Origin of the sequence: Pseudomonas sp. HY7a-MNA-CIBAN-0227 (genome assembly GCF_040310325.1) — a bacterium.
GTDB lineage: Bacteria > Pseudomonadota > Gammaproteobacteria > Pseudomonadales > Pseudomonadaceae > Aquipseudomonas.
In genome coordinates this window covers 293542-311100 of record NZ_JBEOPT010000004.1, presented here as the reverse complement: position 1 = coordinate 311100, position 17559 = coordinate 293542, and the positions used below count along the sequence as shown (strand labels likewise).

Annotated in this window: 20 protein-coding genes; all 20 read left to right on the top strand. The window is 62.5% G+C overall.

The features are described from left to right. The first annotated feature begins 21 nt into the window (after positions 1–21). From AAEZ06_RS09505 to AAEZ06_RS09410, 20 genes are read left to right on the top strand one after another with little or no spacing between them, the layout of a single operon-like run. Positions 22–756 carry a beta-ketoacyl synthase chain length factor gene (locus tag AAEZ06_RS09505; protein WP_149411226.1) on the top strand — a complete coding sequence of 245 codons (735 nt, stop codon included), beginning with the start codon at positions 22–24 and terminating at the stop codon, positions 754–756. Beyond that, positions 732–1544: a lysophospholipid acyltransferase family protein gene (locus tag AAEZ06_RS09500; RefSeq protein ID WP_149411227.1), complete on the top strand. Its 813-nt coding sequence runs from the start codon at positions 732–734 to the stop codon at positions 1542–1544. The genes AAEZ06_RS09505 and AAEZ06_RS09500 overlap by 25 nt, the downstream gene beginning before the upstream one ends. Next, positions 1522–1791 (top strand): phosphopantetheine-binding protein, encoded by a 270-nt coding sequence (locus AAEZ06_RS09495; protein WP_149411228.1) that lies wholly within the window; start codon positions 1522–1524, stop codon positions 1789–1791. The genes AAEZ06_RS09500 and AAEZ06_RS09495 overlap by 23 nt, the downstream gene beginning before the upstream one ends. 9 nt (positions 1792–1800) lie before the next feature. After that, positions 1801–2055 carry an acyl carrier protein gene (locus AAEZ06_RS09490; protein ID WP_133101347.1) on the top strand — a complete coding sequence of 85 codons (255 nt, stop codon included), beginning with the start codon at positions 1801–1803 and terminating at the stop codon, positions 2053–2055. Continuing rightward, positions 2052–2597, top strand: coding sequence for a COG4648 family protein (locus AAEZ06_RS09485; RefSeq protein ID WP_149411229.1), 546 nt, complete (start codon positions 2052–2054; stop codon positions 2595–2597). Before AAEZ06_RS09490 ends, AAEZ06_RS09485 begins: the two co-directional genes overlap by 4 nt. Further along, entirely contained in the window at positions 2594–4264 is a 1671-nt protein-coding gene (locus AAEZ06_RS09480; RefSeq protein WP_350614013.1) for an ApeI family dehydratase, read from the top strand. Before AAEZ06_RS09485 ends, AAEZ06_RS09480 begins: the two co-directional genes overlap by 4 nt. Continuing rightward, positions 4257–4991: a glycosyltransferase family 2 protein gene (locus tag AAEZ06_RS09475; RefSeq protein WP_149411231.1), complete on the top strand. Its 735-nt coding sequence runs from the start codon at positions 4257–4259 to the stop codon at positions 4989–4991. The genes AAEZ06_RS09480 and AAEZ06_RS09475 overlap by 8 nt, the downstream gene beginning before the upstream one ends. After that, positions 4988–5923 carry a lysophospholipid acyltransferase family protein gene (locus AAEZ06_RS09470; protein ID WP_149411232.1) on the top strand — a complete coding sequence of 312 codons (936 nt, stop codon included), beginning with the start codon at positions 4988–4990 and terminating at the stop codon, positions 5921–5923. Before AAEZ06_RS09475 ends, AAEZ06_RS09470 begins: the two co-directional genes overlap by 4 nt. Next, a complete protein-coding gene (locus AAEZ06_RS09465) occupies positions 5907–7448 on the top strand; it encodes an HAL/PAL/TAL family ammonia-lyase (protein WP_149411233.1) in 1542 nt (513 codons plus the stop codon). The genes AAEZ06_RS09470 and AAEZ06_RS09465 overlap by 17 nt, the downstream gene beginning before the upstream one ends. Continuing rightward, positions 7441–7866 (top strand): acyl-CoA thioesterase, encoded by a 426-nt coding sequence (locus AAEZ06_RS09460; protein ID WP_350614010.1) that lies wholly within the window; start codon positions 7441–7443, stop codon positions 7864–7866. Before AAEZ06_RS09465 ends, AAEZ06_RS09460 begins: the two co-directional genes overlap by 8 nt. After that, positions 7863–8564 carry an outer membrane lipoprotein carrier protein LolA gene (locus AAEZ06_RS09455; RefSeq protein ID WP_149411235.1) on the top strand — a complete coding sequence of 234 codons (702 nt, stop codon included), beginning with the start codon at positions 7863–7865 and terminating at the stop codon, positions 8562–8564. The genes AAEZ06_RS09460 and AAEZ06_RS09455 overlap by 4 nt, the downstream gene beginning before the upstream one ends. After that, the gene (locus tag AAEZ06_RS09450) at positions 8554–10866 is read left to right on the top strand and encodes an MMPL family transporter (RefSeq protein ID WP_149411236.1); all 2313 of its coding nucleotides are present in this window, start codon (positions 8554–8556) and stop codon (positions 10864–10866) included. Before AAEZ06_RS09455 ends, AAEZ06_RS09450 begins: the two co-directional genes overlap by 11 nt. 57 nt (positions 10867–10923) lie before the next feature. After that, positions 10924–12171, top strand: a complete 1248-nt coding sequence (locus AAEZ06_RS09445; RefSeq protein ID WP_149411237.1) for an NAD(P)/FAD-dependent oxidoreductase — start codon at positions 10924–10926, stop codon at positions 12169–12171. Beyond that, positions 12168–12902 (top strand): class I SAM-dependent methyltransferase, encoded by a 735-nt coding sequence (locus AAEZ06_RS09440; RefSeq protein WP_149411238.1) that lies wholly within the window; start codon positions 12168–12170, stop codon positions 12900–12902. The genes AAEZ06_RS09445 and AAEZ06_RS09440 overlap by 4 nt, the downstream gene beginning before the upstream one ends. Beyond that, the gene (locus AAEZ06_RS09435) at positions 12899–13381 is read left to right on the top strand and encodes a hypothetical protein (protein ID WP_149411239.1); all 483 of its coding nucleotides are present in this window, start codon (positions 12899–12901) and stop codon (positions 13379–13381) included. The genes AAEZ06_RS09440 and AAEZ06_RS09435 overlap by 4 nt, the downstream gene beginning before the upstream one ends. Beyond that, positions 13378–14556: a beta-ketoacyl-[acyl-carrier-protein] synthase family protein gene (locus AAEZ06_RS09430; protein WP_149411240.1), complete on the top strand. Its 1179-nt coding sequence runs from the start codon at positions 13378–13380 to the stop codon at positions 14554–14556. The genes AAEZ06_RS09435 and AAEZ06_RS09430 overlap by 4 nt, the downstream gene beginning before the upstream one ends. Beyond that, the gene (locus tag AAEZ06_RS09425; RefSeq protein ID WP_133101334.1) at positions 14553–15014 is read left to right on the top strand and encodes a hotdog family protein; all 462 of its coding nucleotides are present in this window, start codon (positions 14553–14555) and stop codon (positions 15012–15014) included. Before AAEZ06_RS09430 ends, AAEZ06_RS09425 begins: the two co-directional genes overlap by 4 nt. Further along, positions 15011–15739: a 3-oxoacyl-ACP reductase FabG gene (fabG, locus tag AAEZ06_RS09420; protein ID WP_149411241.1), complete on the top strand. Its 729-nt coding sequence runs from the start codon at positions 15011–15013 to the stop codon at positions 15737–15739. Before AAEZ06_RS09425 ends, fabG begins: the two co-directional genes overlap by 4 nt. Further along, the gene (locus AAEZ06_RS09415; protein WP_350614006.1) at positions 15739–16965 is read left to right on the top strand and encodes a beta-ketoacyl-ACP synthase; all 1227 of its coding nucleotides are present in this window, start codon (positions 15739–15741) and stop codon (positions 16963–16965) included. The genes fabG and AAEZ06_RS09415 overlap by 1 nt, the downstream gene beginning before the upstream one ends. A gap of 27 nt (positions 16966–16992) precedes the next feature. Beyond that, positions 16993–17457, top strand: a complete 465-nt coding sequence (locus AAEZ06_RS09410) for a hypothetical protein (protein WP_149411242.1) — start codon at positions 16993–16995, stop codon at positions 17455–17457. The last annotated feature ends 102 nt before the right edge of the window (positions 17458–17559 follow it).

Below are 17559 nucleotides of genomic sequence, written 5' to 3'. Positions count from 1 at the left end.
CAGGGGCGGGATATATTCTCAGTGATCAACTTCAACATCGCCCAATGGCGCGCCTGGGCCCCCGGGCTCGACAGCGTGGACAACTGGCGCGCATGGTGCCAGGACCCGGTGTTGCTCGCCCCCAGCGATGCCGCGCCCGATGTGTCGTTCCTGCCCGCCATGCAACGCCGCCGCCTGAGCCGCCTGGCGCGCATGGCTTTCAGCGTCGGCTGGCCCTTGGCGCAAGGCCTGCAAGACTTGCCGCTGGTGTTTGTTTCCCGTCACGGCGAAACCCCGCGCACCCTCGATATTCTCAGCGACCTGGCCAATGACCAACCCTTGTCGCCCACCCAGTTCAGCCTGTCGGTGCACAACGCGGTGATTGGCCTGTGGTCGATCCTGCGCAATGAAACCAGTGAGATGACGGCCCTCGCCGCCGCAGGCGATGGGCTGGAACACGGCATGCTGGAAGCCGCAGCCCTGCTCAACGAAGGCGCACCGGCGGTTCTGCTGGTGATCACCGAAGAGCAGCCGCCTGAGGCTTACGCCAGCTGGATCGACGACGTGCCATTTCCTTATGCCCTCGGCCTGCTGCTGACCCCAGGCGACGAATGGCAGCTGGAGCTACTGCCCGCCACGGTCCAATCCACCACAACGCCTCTCACAAAAGCTCAGTGGCCCCACGCCCTGAACCTGCTGCGCACCCTGCTCACCGAACAGGGCGCCTGCCAACATGCCTGGAAAAACCGAGTATGGAGCTGGCAATGCAAGCGATGACCGGCAAGCCCCGGGATGCCTATTACTGGCGGCTGTTCGCGACGGCGGCCAGCTTTACCCTGTTTGGCGTCGGCGGCCTGTGCCTGCGATTGTTGGTGTTTCCGCTGCTCAGTTGCTTGCCGGGGGACGCTCAACAACATCGCCGGCGTGCCCGCCACACCATTAGTTGGCTGTTCTGGTTCTTTATTCGCCTGATGCATCGTTTGGGCATTCTCACCTACAGCGTCGAAGGCGCCGAGAACCTGGGCCGCCCTGGCCAGATGATCATCGCCAACCACCCGTCGCTGATCGACGTGGTGTTCCTGATCGGCCTTATGCGCCAGACCAACTGCGTGGTCAAACAAAGCCTGTGGCAAAACCCGTTCACTCGCGGGCCGGTGCGCGACGCCGGCTACATCAGCAATGACGGCAGCGCCGACATGCTCGATGCCGCCGCAGGCGCCCTGCGGGAAGGCCAGACCCTGATCATCTTTCCCGAAGGCACCCGCACTTCGCCGGGCCAGATGCCGGCCTTTCATCGCGGGGGTGCCGCCATTGCCCTGCGGGGTGCGACAATCATCACCCCTGTGGTGATCAAGGTCAGCCCCACCACCCTGACCAAGGCCGAACCCTGGTATCGCATCCCTAAACGCCGTTTCCACTTCAGTTTGCGGGTGGGTGCCGATATAGAACCACAGACGTTTGCCGCACAGGGCCCCGCGCCCCAGGCTTCACGCAAGCTCAACGATTACCTACATCAGTATTTTATTAAGGAGCTCGCCGAAGATGAGCGACCAACACAGCCTTGAGCACGACATAAAAACGCTGATCATCGAGGCCCTGGGCCTTGAAGACATCAGCGTGGACGACATTGGCGACGAGCAAACCCTGTTCGGCGAAGGACTGGGCCTGGATTCGGTCGACGCCCTGGAGTTGGGCCTGGCGATCCAGAAAAAGTACGGTATCAAGATTGATGCCGACGCCAAGGACACTCGCAATCACTTCACCAACGTGGCCAGCCTCGCGGCGTTCGTCACGGCCAGACAGGCAGCTTGAGACCGGACCATGCAAACTCGTGACGATATCTTCAACACCCTGCGCGATGCCTTGGTGGAACTGTTTGAACTGGAACCTGAACGCGTCACCCTGGACGCCAACCTGTATCAGGACCTGGAAATCGACAGCATCGATGCGGTCGACCTGATCGACCATATCAAGCGCCAGACCGGCAAGAAAATAGCCGCCGAAGAGTTCAAGGCCGTGCGTACCGTAAGCGACGTGGTCGAGGCGGTCTACCGCCTGGTTCAACCGGCCGCATGAGCCGGCTGATCGGCCTTGGCCTGTTGCTGGCGGGGCTGCTGTACCCTTTTGCGGTGTATTTCGGCACGGAGCATTTTGCACCGTGGCAATTCGGCCTGCTGTTGGCCAGCCTGTGGTTGCTGCGGGCGCTGACGGGCGCACGCAACCCGGGCGCACGATGGATGGCCGTCGTCGCGATTGTGTTCTGCCTGTTGCTGGCCTGGTTCGACAACCCGAAACTGTTGCGCTGGTACCCGAGCCTCGTCAGCGGCTTCATGCTGGCGCTGTTTGGCTTGAGCCTGAAATATGGGCCGCCGATGGTCGAGCGCCTGGCACGCATGAGCGAGCCGCAATTACCTGAGAACGCAATTGTGTATACCCGCCAAGTCACAGTGGTGTGGAGTGTATTTTTCCTGGGTAACGGCCTGCTGGCCGCTGCCCTTACGCTGTGGGCGCCGCTGAGTTGGTGGACGTTGTACAACGGGCTGATCGCTTACGGGCTGATGGGGCTGTTGTTTGCCGTGGAATGGCTGATACGACAAAGGGTTCGAGGCCGCGTATGAATTGGTTGAATCTTGAGCACTTGCTGCTTGAGCCTGTTGCCCAGCGCCCGGTCACTGCCGAGCCTGATCTGAATCACGCACAGTTATGCGAGCAAGCCCTGAGCCTGGCTGCCGGGCTGCAAGCTCGTGGCATCCAGCGTTTAGCCGTGCACCTGGAAGACGCAAGCCTGCTGGCGATTGCTCTCTTGGGAGCCTGGCGCGCCGGGGTCAGTGTATTGCTGCCCGCCGACCTGCAACCCCAGACCCGCCAACGCTCGGCCGATGCCGTCGACGCTTGGCTGACCGAGGCTGCGGATCTGGACGCGCTTTACCAAGCCCCCCTTAGCGCCGCTGCACTGGACCTGGACACGTGCAGCCTGAGCTTGTGTACCTCCGGCTCCAGCGGCGAGCCCAAGCGCATCAACAAAACCCTGCGCCAACTGACCAATGAGGTCCAGGCGCTGGAATCCCTCTGGGGTGCCGGCTTGGGCGAGGCCTGCATCATCGCCAGCGTCGCCACCCAGCACATCTACGGTTTACTGTTCCGAGTGTTGTGGCCGCTGTGCGCCGGGCGAACCTTCGTGCGTCAACAGTTGGCATTCCCGGAAGACTTGCAGCGGGTCAGCCGCCAGCATCCGCACTTTGCCTGGGTCGCCAGCCCGGCGTTGCTCAAGCGCATGGGCGATAACCTCGACTGGCCGGCCTTGAGCGCGGTCAAGCGGGTTTTCTCCTCCGGCGGAGCCCTGCCTTTTGATGCGGCCAGCATCCTGCAACAACGCTTGCAGCAATGGCCAACGGAAATCCTCGGTAGCTCGGAAACCGGCGGCATCGCCTGGCGCCAGGGTCAAACCCTGTGGCAGCCGTTTACCGATGTGCAGTTGAGCCAAGATGCCAACGGCGCCTTGCGCATCGCCTCGCCATACCTGCCAGCCGGCCATATCGAACACACCGCCGACGCCGCGAGGATCCACGCCGACGGCCGCTTCGAACTGCTGGGCCGCCTGGACCGGATCGTCAAGCTGGAAGAAAAACGTATCTCCCTGCCGATGCTGGAACAGGCGTTGATGGACCACCCCTGGGTGACTGAAACCCGCCTGGGCGTGGTCCAGGAAAACCGCGCCTCCCTCGGCGCCCTGGTGGTGCTCAGCGCACAAGGGCTGCATGCCTTGCGCAATCAAGGCCGGCGCACCGTCACCCAAACCCTGCGCCAGCACCTGAGCCAACACTGCGAAGCCCTGGCCCTGCCGCGCCGCTGGCGGTTGCTGCGGCAATTACCGTTCAACTCCCAGGGCAAGTTGCCCCAGGCCGATGTGGAAACCTTGCTGCTGGCACCCCGGCCCAAGACACCGCAAGTACTGGAAAAAGTCGAAACCGACGGTGAGTGGACCCTGCAACTGGCGATCCCGCCGGACTTGGCCTACTTCAGCGGCCACTTCCCGCAAACCCCGGTGCTGCCAGGCGTTGTCCAGGTAGATTGGGCCCTGAGCCTGGGCCAGCAATTGCTCGACCTGCCAAAAAAATTCGTCGGGATGGAAGTGCTCAAGTTCCAGCAACTGGTCCGGCCTGATGACCGGATCGAACTGCACCTGCGCTTCGATCAGCAACGCGGCAAGTTGTACTTTACCTACCGCAATGACACCGCCGCCTGCTCCAGTGGCCGAATTCTCCTGGAGCCCGACCTTGCATAACCCCTGCGCCCTGATCCCGGTCTACAACCATGAAGCCGCCGTGCCCGCCGTGGTCCGTACCCTGCTAGCCAGCGGCCTGCCGTGCCTGCTGGTGGACGATGGCAGCAGCCCGGCCTGCGCTGCCGTGCTGGCGCAGTTGGCGACCCTCGACAATGTCTCCCTGGTCACCTTGCCCGCCAATCAAGGCAAGGGCGGCGCGGTGATGATCGGCTTCCGTGAGGCGGCGCGCCTGGGCTTCACCCATGCGCTGCAAGTAGACGCCGACGGCCAGCATGACCTGCGGGAAGTCGGCACCTTTCTCGACGCCTCGCGCACCCACCCGCGCGCGCTGATCTGTGGCTACCCCGAATACGACGACAGCGTACCCAAGGGCCGTCTGTACGGCCGCTACCTGACCCATGTGTGGGTGTGGATCAACAGCCTGTCGCTGGAGATTCGCGACTCGATGTGTGGCTTTCGCGTGTACCCGCTGGCGCCGGTGCTGGCGCTGATGGACTCGGCCAGGATCGGCAAGCGCATGGATTTCGACTCCGATATCCTGGTGCGCCTGTCATGGCGCAACCAGCCAATGCGCTGGCTGCCCACCAAAGTGCACTACCCCGCCGATGGTCTGTCGCACTTTCGCATGTTCCACGACAACGCCCTGATTTCGTCCATGCACACCCGGTTGTTCTTCGGCATGCTGGTGCGCGCGCCGATGATCCTATGGCGGCGGTGGCAGGCATGACCCAGGGCAGCAAACACTGGGCCGACCGTGAAGAGCGCGGCAGTTTCTGGCTGATGAAACTCACCGCGTTCGGCGCCAAGGTACTCGGGCGCCGAGCATTGGCTCCGGCTCTCTACGGTATAGTCCTGTACTTCTTCCTGTTCGGCCGCACCGCCCGCCAGAGCGCCTGGCAATACCAGCAGCGCCTGGCCGACTGGAGCGGGCGTGACGACTTGCGCCCCACGCGTCGACGGGTATTCGGCCAGTTCATGGCCTTCGCCGACGCCTTGCTGGACAAGCTCGACGTATGGAACGGCAAGCTGCGCCTGGAACAGATCGAGATCATCGACCCGGCCCAACTGCGCCAACAACTACGCGGCGAACGCGGGCAGATGTTGGTGGGCGCGCATCTGGGCAACCTGGAAGTGTGCCGGGCCCTCGCCGAACTGGGCGAAAAAGTCACCATGAACGTGCTGGTGCACACCAAGCACGCCGAGCGTTTCAACCGCCTGCTGGGCGAAGCCGGGGCGACCAATCTGCGGCTGATCCAGGTCAGCGAGCTGGACCCGGCGATCATGCTCCTACTCAGCCAGCGCCTGGACGACGGCGAGTGGCTGGCGATTGCTGGCGACCGTGTGCCGCTGCATGGCGGGCGCACGGCGCGGGTGGATTTCCTCGGCCATAACGCCGCCTTCCCCCAGGGCCCGTGGCTGTTGGCCGGATTGCTGAAATGCCCGGTCAACCTGCTGATGTGCCTGAAACACCAGGGGCGCTATCGCTTGATCATCGAGCCCTTCGCCCAACTGATCGAATGGAAACGCAGCGACCGCCAGCAGGTGATCGCGTTATGGACCGCCCGGTACGCCGAACGCCTGGGCCAGTTCTGCCTGGAAGCGCCCCAACAATGGTTCAACTTTTACCCTTTCTGGAAGACCGATGACGACGCATCTTGAGCCGGTAACCTTCGGCGAACTCCCTTTGCGCATCGAAGACGTGCTGGCCCTCGCCAACCGTCAGGCGCCGACTCGCCTGCAAGACGATGCCGAGTACCGCCAGCGCATCGCCAAAGGCGCGCAGTTCCTCGACTCCCTGCTGGACAAGGAAGGCGTGATCTACGGCGTCACCACCGGCTACGGCGATTCCTGCGTGGTAGCGGTGCCGCTGGAGCATGTCGAAGCGCTGCCCCGTCACCTCTACACCTTCCACGGCTGTGGCCTGGGCAAGTTGCTGGATGCGCAAGCAACCCGTGCGGTGCTGGCGGCGCGTTTGCAGTCGCTGTGCCACGGCGTTTCCGGGGTGCGCGTCGAGCTGCTGGAACGTCTACACGCCTTTCTCGAACACGACGTGCTGCCACTGATTCCGGAAGAAGGTTCGGTGGGCGCCAGCGGTGATCTGACACCGCTGTCCTACGTCGCCGCGACCTTGTCCGGCGAGCGTGAAGTGATGTTCCGTGGCGAGCGCCGCCAGGCTGCCGATGTACACCGCGAACTGGGCTGGGAGCCGCTGGTGCTGCGCCCCAAAGAAGCCCTGGCATTGATGAACGGCACGGCAGTCATGACCGGCCTCGCCTGCCTGGCCTTCGCCCGCGCCGATTACCTGCTGCAACTGGCCACGCGCATCACCGCGCTGAACGTGGTGGCGCTGCAAGGCAACCCGGAGCACTTCGACGAACGCCTGTTCGCCGCCAAGCCGCACCCCGGCCAAATGCAAGTCGCCGCCTGGTTGCGCAAGGACCTGGCCATCGACGCGCCAACCGCGCCGTTGCACCGCTTGCAAGACCGCTATTCCCTGCGCTGCGCACCCCACGTTTTGGGCGTGCTGGCCGACAGCCTGAACTGGCTGCGCTCATTTATCGAGATCGAACTCAACAGCGCCAACGACAACCCGATCATCGACGCCGAAGCCGAACGCGTGCTGCACGGCGGGCATTTCTATGGCGGGCATATCGCCTTTGCCATGGACAGCCTCAAGACACTGGTCGCCAACGTCGCCGACCTGCTGGACCGTCAGCTCGCGCTGCTGGTAGACGTGCGTTACAACCATGGTCTGCCGAGCAATCTGTCCGGTGCCCCTGCTGACCGCGCGATGATCAACCATGGTTTCAAGGCCGTGCAGATTGGCACCAGCGCCTGGACCGCCGAAGCGCTGAAAAACACCATGCCTGCCAGCGTGTTCTCGCGTTCCACCGAGTGCCACAACCAGGACAAGGTGAGCATGGGCACCATCGCCGCCCGCGATGCCATCCGTGTGTTGGAGCTGACCGAACAGGTCGCCGCCGCCACCTTGCTCGCCGCCAACCAGGGCGTGTGGCTGCGGGCCCAGGCCGAAGATGCCCGGCCGCTACCACCAGCGCTGGCCGCCATGCATGAAGAACTTGCCAAGGATTTCCCGCCCGTGATCGAAGACCGCGCCCTAGAAGGTGAACTGCGCCTGTGCCTACAACGCATCGCCGAGCAACACTGGAGGCTGCATGCGTAGCCAGGGCGTATTGCACAGCGACACCGAAATCCTCGTGCCGTTTTTCGACATCGACACCATGAACGTGGTCTGGCACGGCCATTACGTCAAATACCTGGAAGTCGCCCGCTGCGCCTTGCTGGACAAGATCGGCCACAACTACACGGCCATGCTTGAGTCGGGCTACGCTTGGCCGGTAATCGATATGCAGCTGCGCTATGTACGCGGCGCCACCTTTGGCCAGACCATCAATGTGCGCGCCAGCCTGGTGGAGTGGGAGAGCCGCTTGAAGGTCAATTACCTGATCAGCGACGTCACCACCGGCGAACGCCTGACCCGCGCCAGCACCGTGCAAGTGGCAGTGGAGATTGCCAGTCGCGAGATGCAACTGGCGTCGCCGACAGTGTTTGTCGAAGCCGTCGAAAGGGCCCTGAAATGATCTCTCCGTTTTCTGTAGGAGCGAGCTTGCTCGCGAAGGTCGTCAACGATAACGCTGGCATCCTGTTTAAACGCGGTGCCTTGGCGTTTTTCGCGAGCAAGCTCGCTCCTGCAGGAGTGGTGGTGTGTGTGCTGTTGGGGATTCCTGGCTTGGCCCACGCCTTCGACCTGCAACAGCTCAGCGATCAACTGGCAAAGCCCTCTGTGATCCACGGCAACTTCCTCCAGGAAAAACACCTGCGCGCCCTGCCACAGCCTCTGACCAGCAAGGGCTCCTTTGTTCTGGCCAAGGACCACGGTTTGCTTTGGCTGCTGAAAACCCCTCTGCAACAGGACTACCGCATCAGCGCCCAAGGCATTGCCAGGCGCGATGCCAACGGCTGGCAGCCGCTGCCCAACAAGAGCGCCGGGGCCGAGCAGAATCGTTTGTTCCTCGCCGTGTTACAGGGCGACAGCAGCGGCTTGCAGCGCGACTTCGAGTTGCAACTGCAAGGCGAGGCCACACAGTGGAAGCTAACGCTGATTCCGCGCTCGTTATTGCTCAAGCAGGTATTCACCCAGATCAATATCGACGGCGGCGACCTGGTGCAAAAAATCGAACTACTGGAAACCCAGGGCGACAGCACCGTACTGCGCATGCAGGACAGCACCAGCACGCAATCTTTGAGCGACGCGGAGCAACACGACTTTGCCCAGTGAGCGCTGGCTACCGCGCCTGTTCCTGATCCTGCTGGTGGCCGTGTTGGCCCTGGCCGGCTGGCAATGGCGCCAGGGTGCGCCACTGTCGGCCAACCTCATGGAACTGGTGCCCGGCACCGCGCCGGATGCATTGGAGCTGCGCGCCGAACAACGCATGCAGGAGCCACTGAACCGCGAAATGCTGGTGCTGGTGGGCCATGCCGACCGCCAGCAGGCGGTGGCCATGGCCCAACAACTGGGCGCGCGTTGGCAAGCCAGCAGCCTGTTTGAAAAGGTCCAATGGAACCTCCAGGCAGATCTGCCGGCCTTGCGTCAGCAGTTGCTGCAAGGGCGCCTGGCGATGCTCTCGGCCAAGGACCGCGAGCAACTGATCGAGCAGCCACACGCCTTTATTCAGCAACGGGTGCAGGCGCTGTTCGATCCCTTTACCGGTTTCAGCCTGGTGCCGAGCCAGGACGATTGGCTCGGCCTCACCGGACGCATCCAGAACAGCCAGCCGCAACACGGTTCGGTACAGTTGGATATTGGCAGCGGCGCGTTGATCGCCGATGCCGACGGCAAAAGCTGGGTGCTGCTGCGGGCGCGCACCAACGGCAATGCCTTCGACATGAAGTTGCCGCTTCAAGTGGCCGACTTGCTCCAATCCAGCCGCGAACAGGCCAGTAAGCAAGGCGTGCAATTGCTTGCTGCCAGCGGCCTGCTGTACGCGGCCAATGGTCAGCAGCAGGCAACCCGGGAGATGACCTGGGTCGGCGGCGGCGCCACCGTTGGCATCCTTTTGCTGTTGCTGCTGGCGTTCCGCCGCTGGCGGGTATTGTTGGCGTTTGTACCGGTGCTGGTGGGCATGCTGTTTGGTGCGGTGGCCTGTGTCGCGCTGTTCGGCCATATGCATGTGATGACCCTGGTGCTGGGGTCGAGCCTGATTGGCGTGGCGGTGGATTACCCGCTGCATTACCTGTCCAAGAGCTGGAGCCTGCAACCCTGGCGCAGTTGGCCAGCGTTGCGCCTGACCTTGCCGGGTTTGAGCCTGAGCCTGGCCACCAGTTGCATCGGTTACCTGGCGCTGGCCTGGACGCCATTCCCGGCCCTGACCCAGATCGCCGTGTTCTCCGCCGCTGGGCTGGTGGGTGCGTACCTGTCGGCGGTGTGCCTGTTGCCGGCCTTGCTCAAGGGCATGGATCTGCGCCCGGCCCAGTGGCCGCTGCGAATTGCCGAGTTTCTGCTGGGGGTGCGTGAGTCGTTGCTCAAGCGCCTGCCGAGCCCGGTGTTGCTGGTGTTGGTGTTGCTGTTTTGCGCCGGTGGTTTATGGCAGCTGAACAGCAAAAACGATATTCGCCAATGGATCGGCGCGCCGCCGCAATTACTGGAGGAAGCCCAGGCCATTGCGCGGATTACCGGCTATCAACCCACCAGCCAATTCTTCCTGGTGCGTGCGAACAATCAGCAGCAACTGCTGGAGCGTCAGACGGCGCTGAGCCAGCGTCTGGATCAACTGGTGAACATGGATAAGCTTCAGGGTTATCTGGCGCTCAATCAGTTGGTCAACCAGCCAAGCGAGCAACAACAAGTGCGCGAAGCCCTGAACAAGCTGCCGCAATTCTGGCAACCGCTGCTGGACCTAGGCGTACCGGCCAGCGCCCTGCAAGCGGAACTGGCGCAACTGCAAGCCCTGCCCACCGAAGACATCGACGCGGCGCTGATCGGCCCTCTGGCGCAGCCCTGGCGTACGCTGTGGCTCGGTGCAACCGACGATGGCGTGGCAGCCATGGTCAGCCTGCAAGGCCTGAACAACTCGGCGTTGCTGCGGGTGCAGGCCCTGGACTTACCCGGCGTGCAACTGGTGGACCGCCTCGACGACTTGAACCAGGTTTTCGCCGCCACTCAAATCAGCGCTGCCGAATTGAAATTGATGTCCTGCGTGCTGATCGTGTTGCTGCTGATCCTGCCTTTCGGCTTCGGTGGCGCCTTGCGCATTGTTGCCCTGCCGCTGCTCGCTGCGCTGTGCAGCCTGGCCAGCCTCGGTTGGCTGGGGCAACCGCTGACCCTGTTCAGCCTGTTTGGCCTGCTGCTGGTGACCGCCATCAGCGTCGACTACGCGATCCTGATGCGCGAGCAGATCGGCGGCGCCGCCGTGAGCCTGTTGGGCACGCTGTTGGCGGCCGTCACCACGTGGCTGTCATTCGGCCTGCTGGCGATTTCCAGCACGCCAGCGGTGAGTAACTTCGGCCTGTCGGTAAGCCTGGGCCTGGCGTTCAGTTTTATGCTGGCGCCGTGGGCCGGGCGTCAGGAACATGCGCAATGATGACCACCAACACCTTTGAATTGAATTTGATGATTGCCCAACCGGCAAGGAGCCACAGTGTCCACAGTTGAAATGGAACGTCGCCAGGTGGTGGTGATTGGTGCCGGTCCGTCCGGCGCCATTGCTGCCGCTCTGCTTAAACGTAACGGGCATGATGTGTTGATCATCGAGCGCCAGCACTTCCCGCGCTTTTCCATCGGCGAAAGCCTGTTGTCCCACTGCATCGACTTTATCGAAGAAGCTGGCATGCTCGACGCGGTCAACGCTGCCGGTTTCCAGGTGAAAACCGGTGCCGCGTTTGCCTGGGGCGAGCGCTACAGCGCCTTTGATTTTGGCGACACCTTCAGCAACGGCAAACCCACCACCTTCCAGGTGCAGCGCGGCGAGTTCGACAAGCTGCTGGCGGATCAAGCGGCGTTGCAGGGCGTGGAAATTCGTTACGGCCAGACCCTCGTCGGCGTCGACTTTGCCGCAGGCAACCGTTACCTGCACATACGCCGGGAGAACGGCAGCGAGTACCACCTCAAGGCCTGTTTCGTACTGGACGCCAGCGGTTACGGCCGCGTCCTGCCGCGCCTGTTGGACCTGGAGGCGCCGTCGAACTTCCCGTTACGCCAGGCGGTATTTACCCATGTCGAGGACCGTATCGAACATCCGGGCTTCGACCGCAGCAAGATCCTCGTCACCACACACCCGACCAAGCGCGATATCTGGTTCTGGACCATCCCGTTCAGCAACGGCCGTTGCTCGGTAGGCGTGGTGGCGGCCAAGGAGCATTTCGACGGCCGCGATGCAGACCTCGACGCTTGCTTGCGCAGCTTTATCGACGAAACCCCAAGCCTGTCCACAGTGCTGAAAAACGCGGTGTGGGATACCGAGGCCAGGACCATCGGCGGCTATTCGGCCAACGTCAAAGCCTTGCATGGTCCAGGCTTTGCTTTGCTGGGTAACGCGGCGGAATTCCTCGACCCGGTATTTTCCTCCGGCGTGACCATCGCCATGCGGTCGGCGAGCATGGCCGCCGGTTTGCTGCACCGACAATTGCAAGGCGAAACGGTCGACTGGCAAAGCGAGTTTGCCGAGCCGTTGAAGCGTGGAGTCGACACCTTCCGTTGCTACGTCGAGGGCTGGTACGCGGGAACGTTCCAGGATGTGATTTTCCATCCCACCAGCTCACCGGACATTCGTCGGATGATCAGTTCGATCCTCGCCGGATATGCCTGGGATGAGCGCAACCCGTTTGTCAGCGAGCCCAAGCGCCGGCTGCGGATGCTCTCGCAAATCTGCGCGGGAGATGGGGTATGAGCAGCCAATACCTGAGCAAAAACTACGTCGAGGAAACCAGGTTCGGCTTCTGGTTCCTGCGTAGCCACACCTGGCAGCACCATGTGCTGCGGGTAGCAATCAACGACCTGCGCAGTTTGTTCAGCGACCCGTTGCCGGTTGCGCCGGTGCTGCTGGATGCCGGTTGTGGCCAGGGCAAGTCGTTCCAGTATTTGCAGCAAGTGTTCGCCCCCGAGCGCCTGATCGGTCTGGACGCTGATCCCCACAGCCTGGACTTGAGCCGTGCTGAAGCGACGCGCCAGGGCCTCGCCATCGAGTTGATCGGCAGCGACTGCGCAACGCTGGATGTGGCCGATGCCAGTGTCGATATTCTGTTCTGTCACCAGACTTTCCATCACCTGGTGGAGCAGCAGCGCGCACTGAGCGAGTTCTATCGAGTGCTCAAGCCCGGCGGTTATTTGCTGTTTGCCGAGTCCACCGAAGCGTACATCGACACGTGGGTCATTCGCTGGCTGTTCCGCCATCCGATGCATGTGCAGAAAAGCGCTGCCGAGTACCTGGAGATGATTCGCGAACAGGGCTTCGAGTTCGAGCTGAAAAACGTTTCCTATCCGTACCTGTGGTGGAGCCGCTCCACGGATTTCGGCTTGCTGGAACGCTGGGGACTGCGCCGGGCCAAGCCGTTCGGCGAGCGGGAAGAAACCCTGGTTAACGTGGTCGCGCGCAAACCCCTCGCGGGCCCCGAGCAATGATCCGTGCGCTGCTGATGGGCTGTGTTTTATTGCTGAGCGCTTGCGCCAGCCAGCCGCCGTTGCCGGCGAAGAATCCGACCCTGACCTTGCCCCTGCAATTGCATGTAGAGCGCGAGCAGAACGGCCAGCGTCAGGATTGGCTGCTGGTGATCCAGCGTGAAGACGGCGCGATTCGCTGGTCGATGATGGACCCGCTGGGCATTCCCCAGGCCCGGCAAAAGCTGATCGACGGCGCCTGGCAGGCGGACGGTTTGCTGCCGCCCAACCCTCAGGCGCGGGAGTTGTTTGCCGCGTTGCTGTTTGCCCTGACCCCGGCAAATGAAGTGCCCGGCAACTATCCTGGCGCCCGTGAGTTCGACGATATCAGGGTGCTCAAGCCCCATTGGCAGATCATTTACCAATCGCCTCAGGTGTTCACCGTGAACCTGCCCGGCCAGGACCTGAACTACCACATCACCCCGCTGGAGGCTGCCCCATGACCGCCTACCTCAATGCCCTCGGCGTGATCTGCGCCTTGGGCCGTGGCAAGGGTGAAGTCAGCCGCAACCTGTTTGCCGCAGACTGCTCCGGCATGCGCGCGGAAAGTGGCTGGGTGCCCGAGCGCATACTGCCGGTGGCCGGCGTACACGGTGAACTGGCGACGATCCCACCAGAACTGGGCCAGCAGAGCAGCCGTAATAACCAACTGCTGCTGGAAGCCGCGTTGCAGATCTTTGATGAGATCCAACAGGCGATCGAGACTTTTGGTGCGGCGCGCATCGGCATCGTTCTCGGCACCAGCACTTCGGGTATCGACGAAGCCAGCCACGGCATCGCTCATTACCTGCGGGACAAGCAGTTCCCCAGCGACTACGACTACCAGCAACAGGAACTCAGCGCCCCGGCCAACTTCCTCACGGACTGGCTGCAACTGAGCGGCCCGGCCTACGTCATTTCTACCGCCTGCACTTCCAGCGCCCGCGCATTGATGAGTGCCCAGCGCCTGCTGGACCTGGGCATGTGCGATGCGGTGTTGTGCGGTGGCGTCGACAGCCTGTGCAAGCTGACCCTCAATGGTTTTTCATCCCTGGAAGCGGTGTCGGCGCAGCGCTGCAATCCGTTCTCGGTGAACCGCAATGGCATCAACATCGGTGAGGCGGCGGTGCTGTTCCTGATGAGCAAGACCCCGGCGCCCATCGCCCTGCTGGGCAGCGGCGCCAGTTGCGATGCCCACCATATTTCCGCACCGGAGCCCACCGGCAAAGGTGCGCTGCAGGCGATGAGCAAGGCCTTGGCCAGCGCGAAACTGCAACCCAAGCAGATCGGCTACCTGAACCTGCACGGCACCGCGACCCAGCATAACGACGCCATGGAAAGCCTGGCCGTGGCCAGCCTGTTCCCCTTTGGGGTGGCCTGTTCCTCGACCAAACCCATGAGCGGCCATACCCTGGGCGCCGCGGGTGCGCTGGAAGCAGCGTTCTGCTGGCTGAGCCTGTGCGCCGAGAACACCGCCCGCGCCTTGCCGCCTCACATTTGGGACGGTCAGGCCGACCCGGCGCTGCCCGCTTTAAAGTGGGTCGAGCCTGGTGACACCCTGGAAAAACGCTGCCTGATGAGTAACTCCTTCGCCTTCGGCGGCAACAACGTCAGCCTGATTATCGGAGACGCCCCATGATCGATTGGCCGCTCGCCGAACTGCTGCCTCACGCCGGTGACATGATCCTGATCGATCAGGTCCTGGCGTTCGATGAAGAACAAATTCATACCCGCCTCACCGTCACACCAGGCGGCCTGTTCAACCTGGACGACGGCAGCCTGCCCGCCTGGGTTGGCGTCGAACTGATGGCGCAAAGCGTCGCCGCCTGGGCCGGTTGCCGCGCCCGGCAGAACGGTGATGAAGTCGGCTTGGGATTTCTCTTGGGCACCCGAAAATTTGAATGCAATGTGGAGCGTTTTCCGGCTGGCAGCGAACTGACCATCCACGGCCTGTGCTCCCTGGAAGATGACAACGGCATGGGTGTGTTCGAATGCCACCTCACCGGGCCCGGTATCCAGGCCAGTGCGCGCCTGAACGTATTTCGACCGCCACAGGCGGCTACTTATTTAGCTGAATCCGAAGGAGTCCCTTCATGACTGAATCCATACTGGTCACCGGCTCCAGCCGTGGCATCGGCCGCGCCATTGCCCTGCGCCTGGCAAAGGCCGGCCATGACATTGTGCTGCATTGCCGAAGCGGCCGGGCCGAGGCTGACACCGTCCGAGACGAAATCGAGACCTTGGGCCGCAATGCTCGGGTGCTGCAATTCGACGTATCGGATCGCGCCAGCTGCAAGGCGACTCTGGAAGCAGACGTGGAAGAACATGGCGCCTACTACGGCGTCGTGCTGAATGCCGGGCTGACTCGTGATGGCGCGTTTCCCGCCCTGTCGGAAGACGACTGGGACGTGGTGATGCGCACCAATCTCGACGGTTTCTATAACGTGCTGCACCCGGTGATGATGCCGATGATTCGTCGACGCGCAGCGGGGCGGATTGTTTGCATCACGTCGGTTTCCGGGTTGATCGGCAATCGCGGCCAGGTCAACTACAGCGCCTCGAAAGCCGGGTTGATCGGTGCCGCCAAGGCATTGGCCATCGAACTGGGCAAGCGCAAGATCACCGTCAACTGCGTGGCCCCTGGGCTGATTGACACAGCGATGCTCGACGAAAACGTGCCACTGGAAGAACTGATGAAGATGATCCCGGCCCAGCGCATGGGCACCCCGGAAGAAGTCGCCGGCGCAGTGAATTTTCTGATGTCGGCCGAGGCGAGTTACATCACCCGTCAGGTGCTGGCCGTCAACGGAGGCCTGTGTTGATGAAGCGTGTGGTCGTCACCGGCATGGCCGGCATCACGTCCCTGGGTAGGGATTGGGACAGCATCGCGGCGAACTTTCGTGCCAAGCGCAGCGGTATTCGGCGCATGGATGAGTGGGATCGGTTTACCGAGTTGAATACACGGCTGGCGGGGCCGATCGATGATTTCGTGGTGCCGGCCCACTGGACTCGCAAGCAGCTGCGCAGCATGGGCCGGGTCTCGCGCCTGGCGGTGTGGGCAGCGGAACAGGCGTTGCAGGACGCCGGTTTGCTGGGCGACGAGTCGATCAAGGACGGTCGCATGGGTGTGGCTTGCGGCTCATCCACCGGCAGCACCGATGAGATCAAGGCCTTCGGCAATATGCTGCTCAACTCGGTGGCGCAAGGGCTGAATGCCAACTCCTACGTGCGGATGATGCCCCACACCACCGCGGCGAATATCAGCATTTTTTTCGGCCTTACCGGGCGCCTGATTCCCACGTCCAGCGCCTGCACCAGCGGCAGCCAGGGCATCGGCTACGCCTATGAAGCCATCAAGTTCGGCCGCCTGCCGCTGATGCTCGCCGGCGGCGCCGAAGAGCTGTGCCCCACCGAAGCCATGGTGTTCGATGCGCTCTACGCCACCAGCCTGAAAAACGACGCTCCGCAAACCAGCCCGCGTCCTTATGACAGTGGACGCGACGGCCTGGTGATCGGCGAAGGCGGCGGCATGCTGGTACTTGAAGAGCTGGAACACGCCTTGGCACGCGGTGCACACATCCACGCCGAAGTGGTGGGTTTTGGCAGCAACGCCGACGGCCAGCACACCACCCGTCCCGAACAGGTCACCATGCGCCGGGCAATGGAACTGGCGCTGGAAGATGCCGGCCTGGCACCTGACGCCATCGGCTATGTGAACGGCCACGGCACGGCCACGGAACAGGGCGATATCGCCGAAACCCAGGCCACCAGCAACCTGTTCGGCAGCCGCATGCCCATCAGTTCGCAGAAGAGTTTCCTCGGCCACACCCTGGGCGCCTGTGGTGCGCTGGAATCCTGGTTCAGCATCGAAATGATGAATCACGACCTGTACGTGCCCACCTTCAACCTCGATGAAGTGGACCCACGCTGCGGCGAACTGGATTACCTGCGCGGCGAGTTCCGCGAAATGCACAACGACTACGTGATGAACAACAACTTTGCCTTTGGCGGCGTTAACACTTCGCTGATCTTTCGCCGCTGGCAGTAAGCTTTTTTAACTGATTGGAGAAACGGAATGTCTTCCCTGTTACGTGCCACCCTCATCGCCCTGGCCCTGCTGACCGCCGCTGGCTGCACCAGCAAGCCGGTGCTCAACACCCAGACCGACATCCCGGCCAACGTCCAGGCCAGCGACGAAAAGGTCAAACAGGCGATCCTCGCGGCCCTGGAGAAACGCGAATGGACCGTGCAGCGCGCTGATCCGCAACTGATCCAGGCCGAGATCACCGTACGCAACCAGTACCACGCTGAAATCGATATCCGCTACACCCGCACCAGCTACGCCATCACCTACCGCGACAGCCGCGACCTGGGCTACAAGAACGGCAAGATCCATCGCAACTACAACCGTTGGATCAGCATGCTGGATCGGGACATCCTGGCCGGCTTGCGCGCCAATGGGGTGACGGGTGTGAGTGGCAGCAACACGAGCCCGGCAGCGCAGCTGTTCAAGGAGACCGGGACTTCGAAGCAGAATTGAGGCATTTGCTACTTGCCCCTTGAAACGACAAAGGGCGCCTTTCGGCGCCCTCTTCACAAACAGGTTGGCTTGTCATCGCCGCTTCCTGCCTGGCTCTACGAT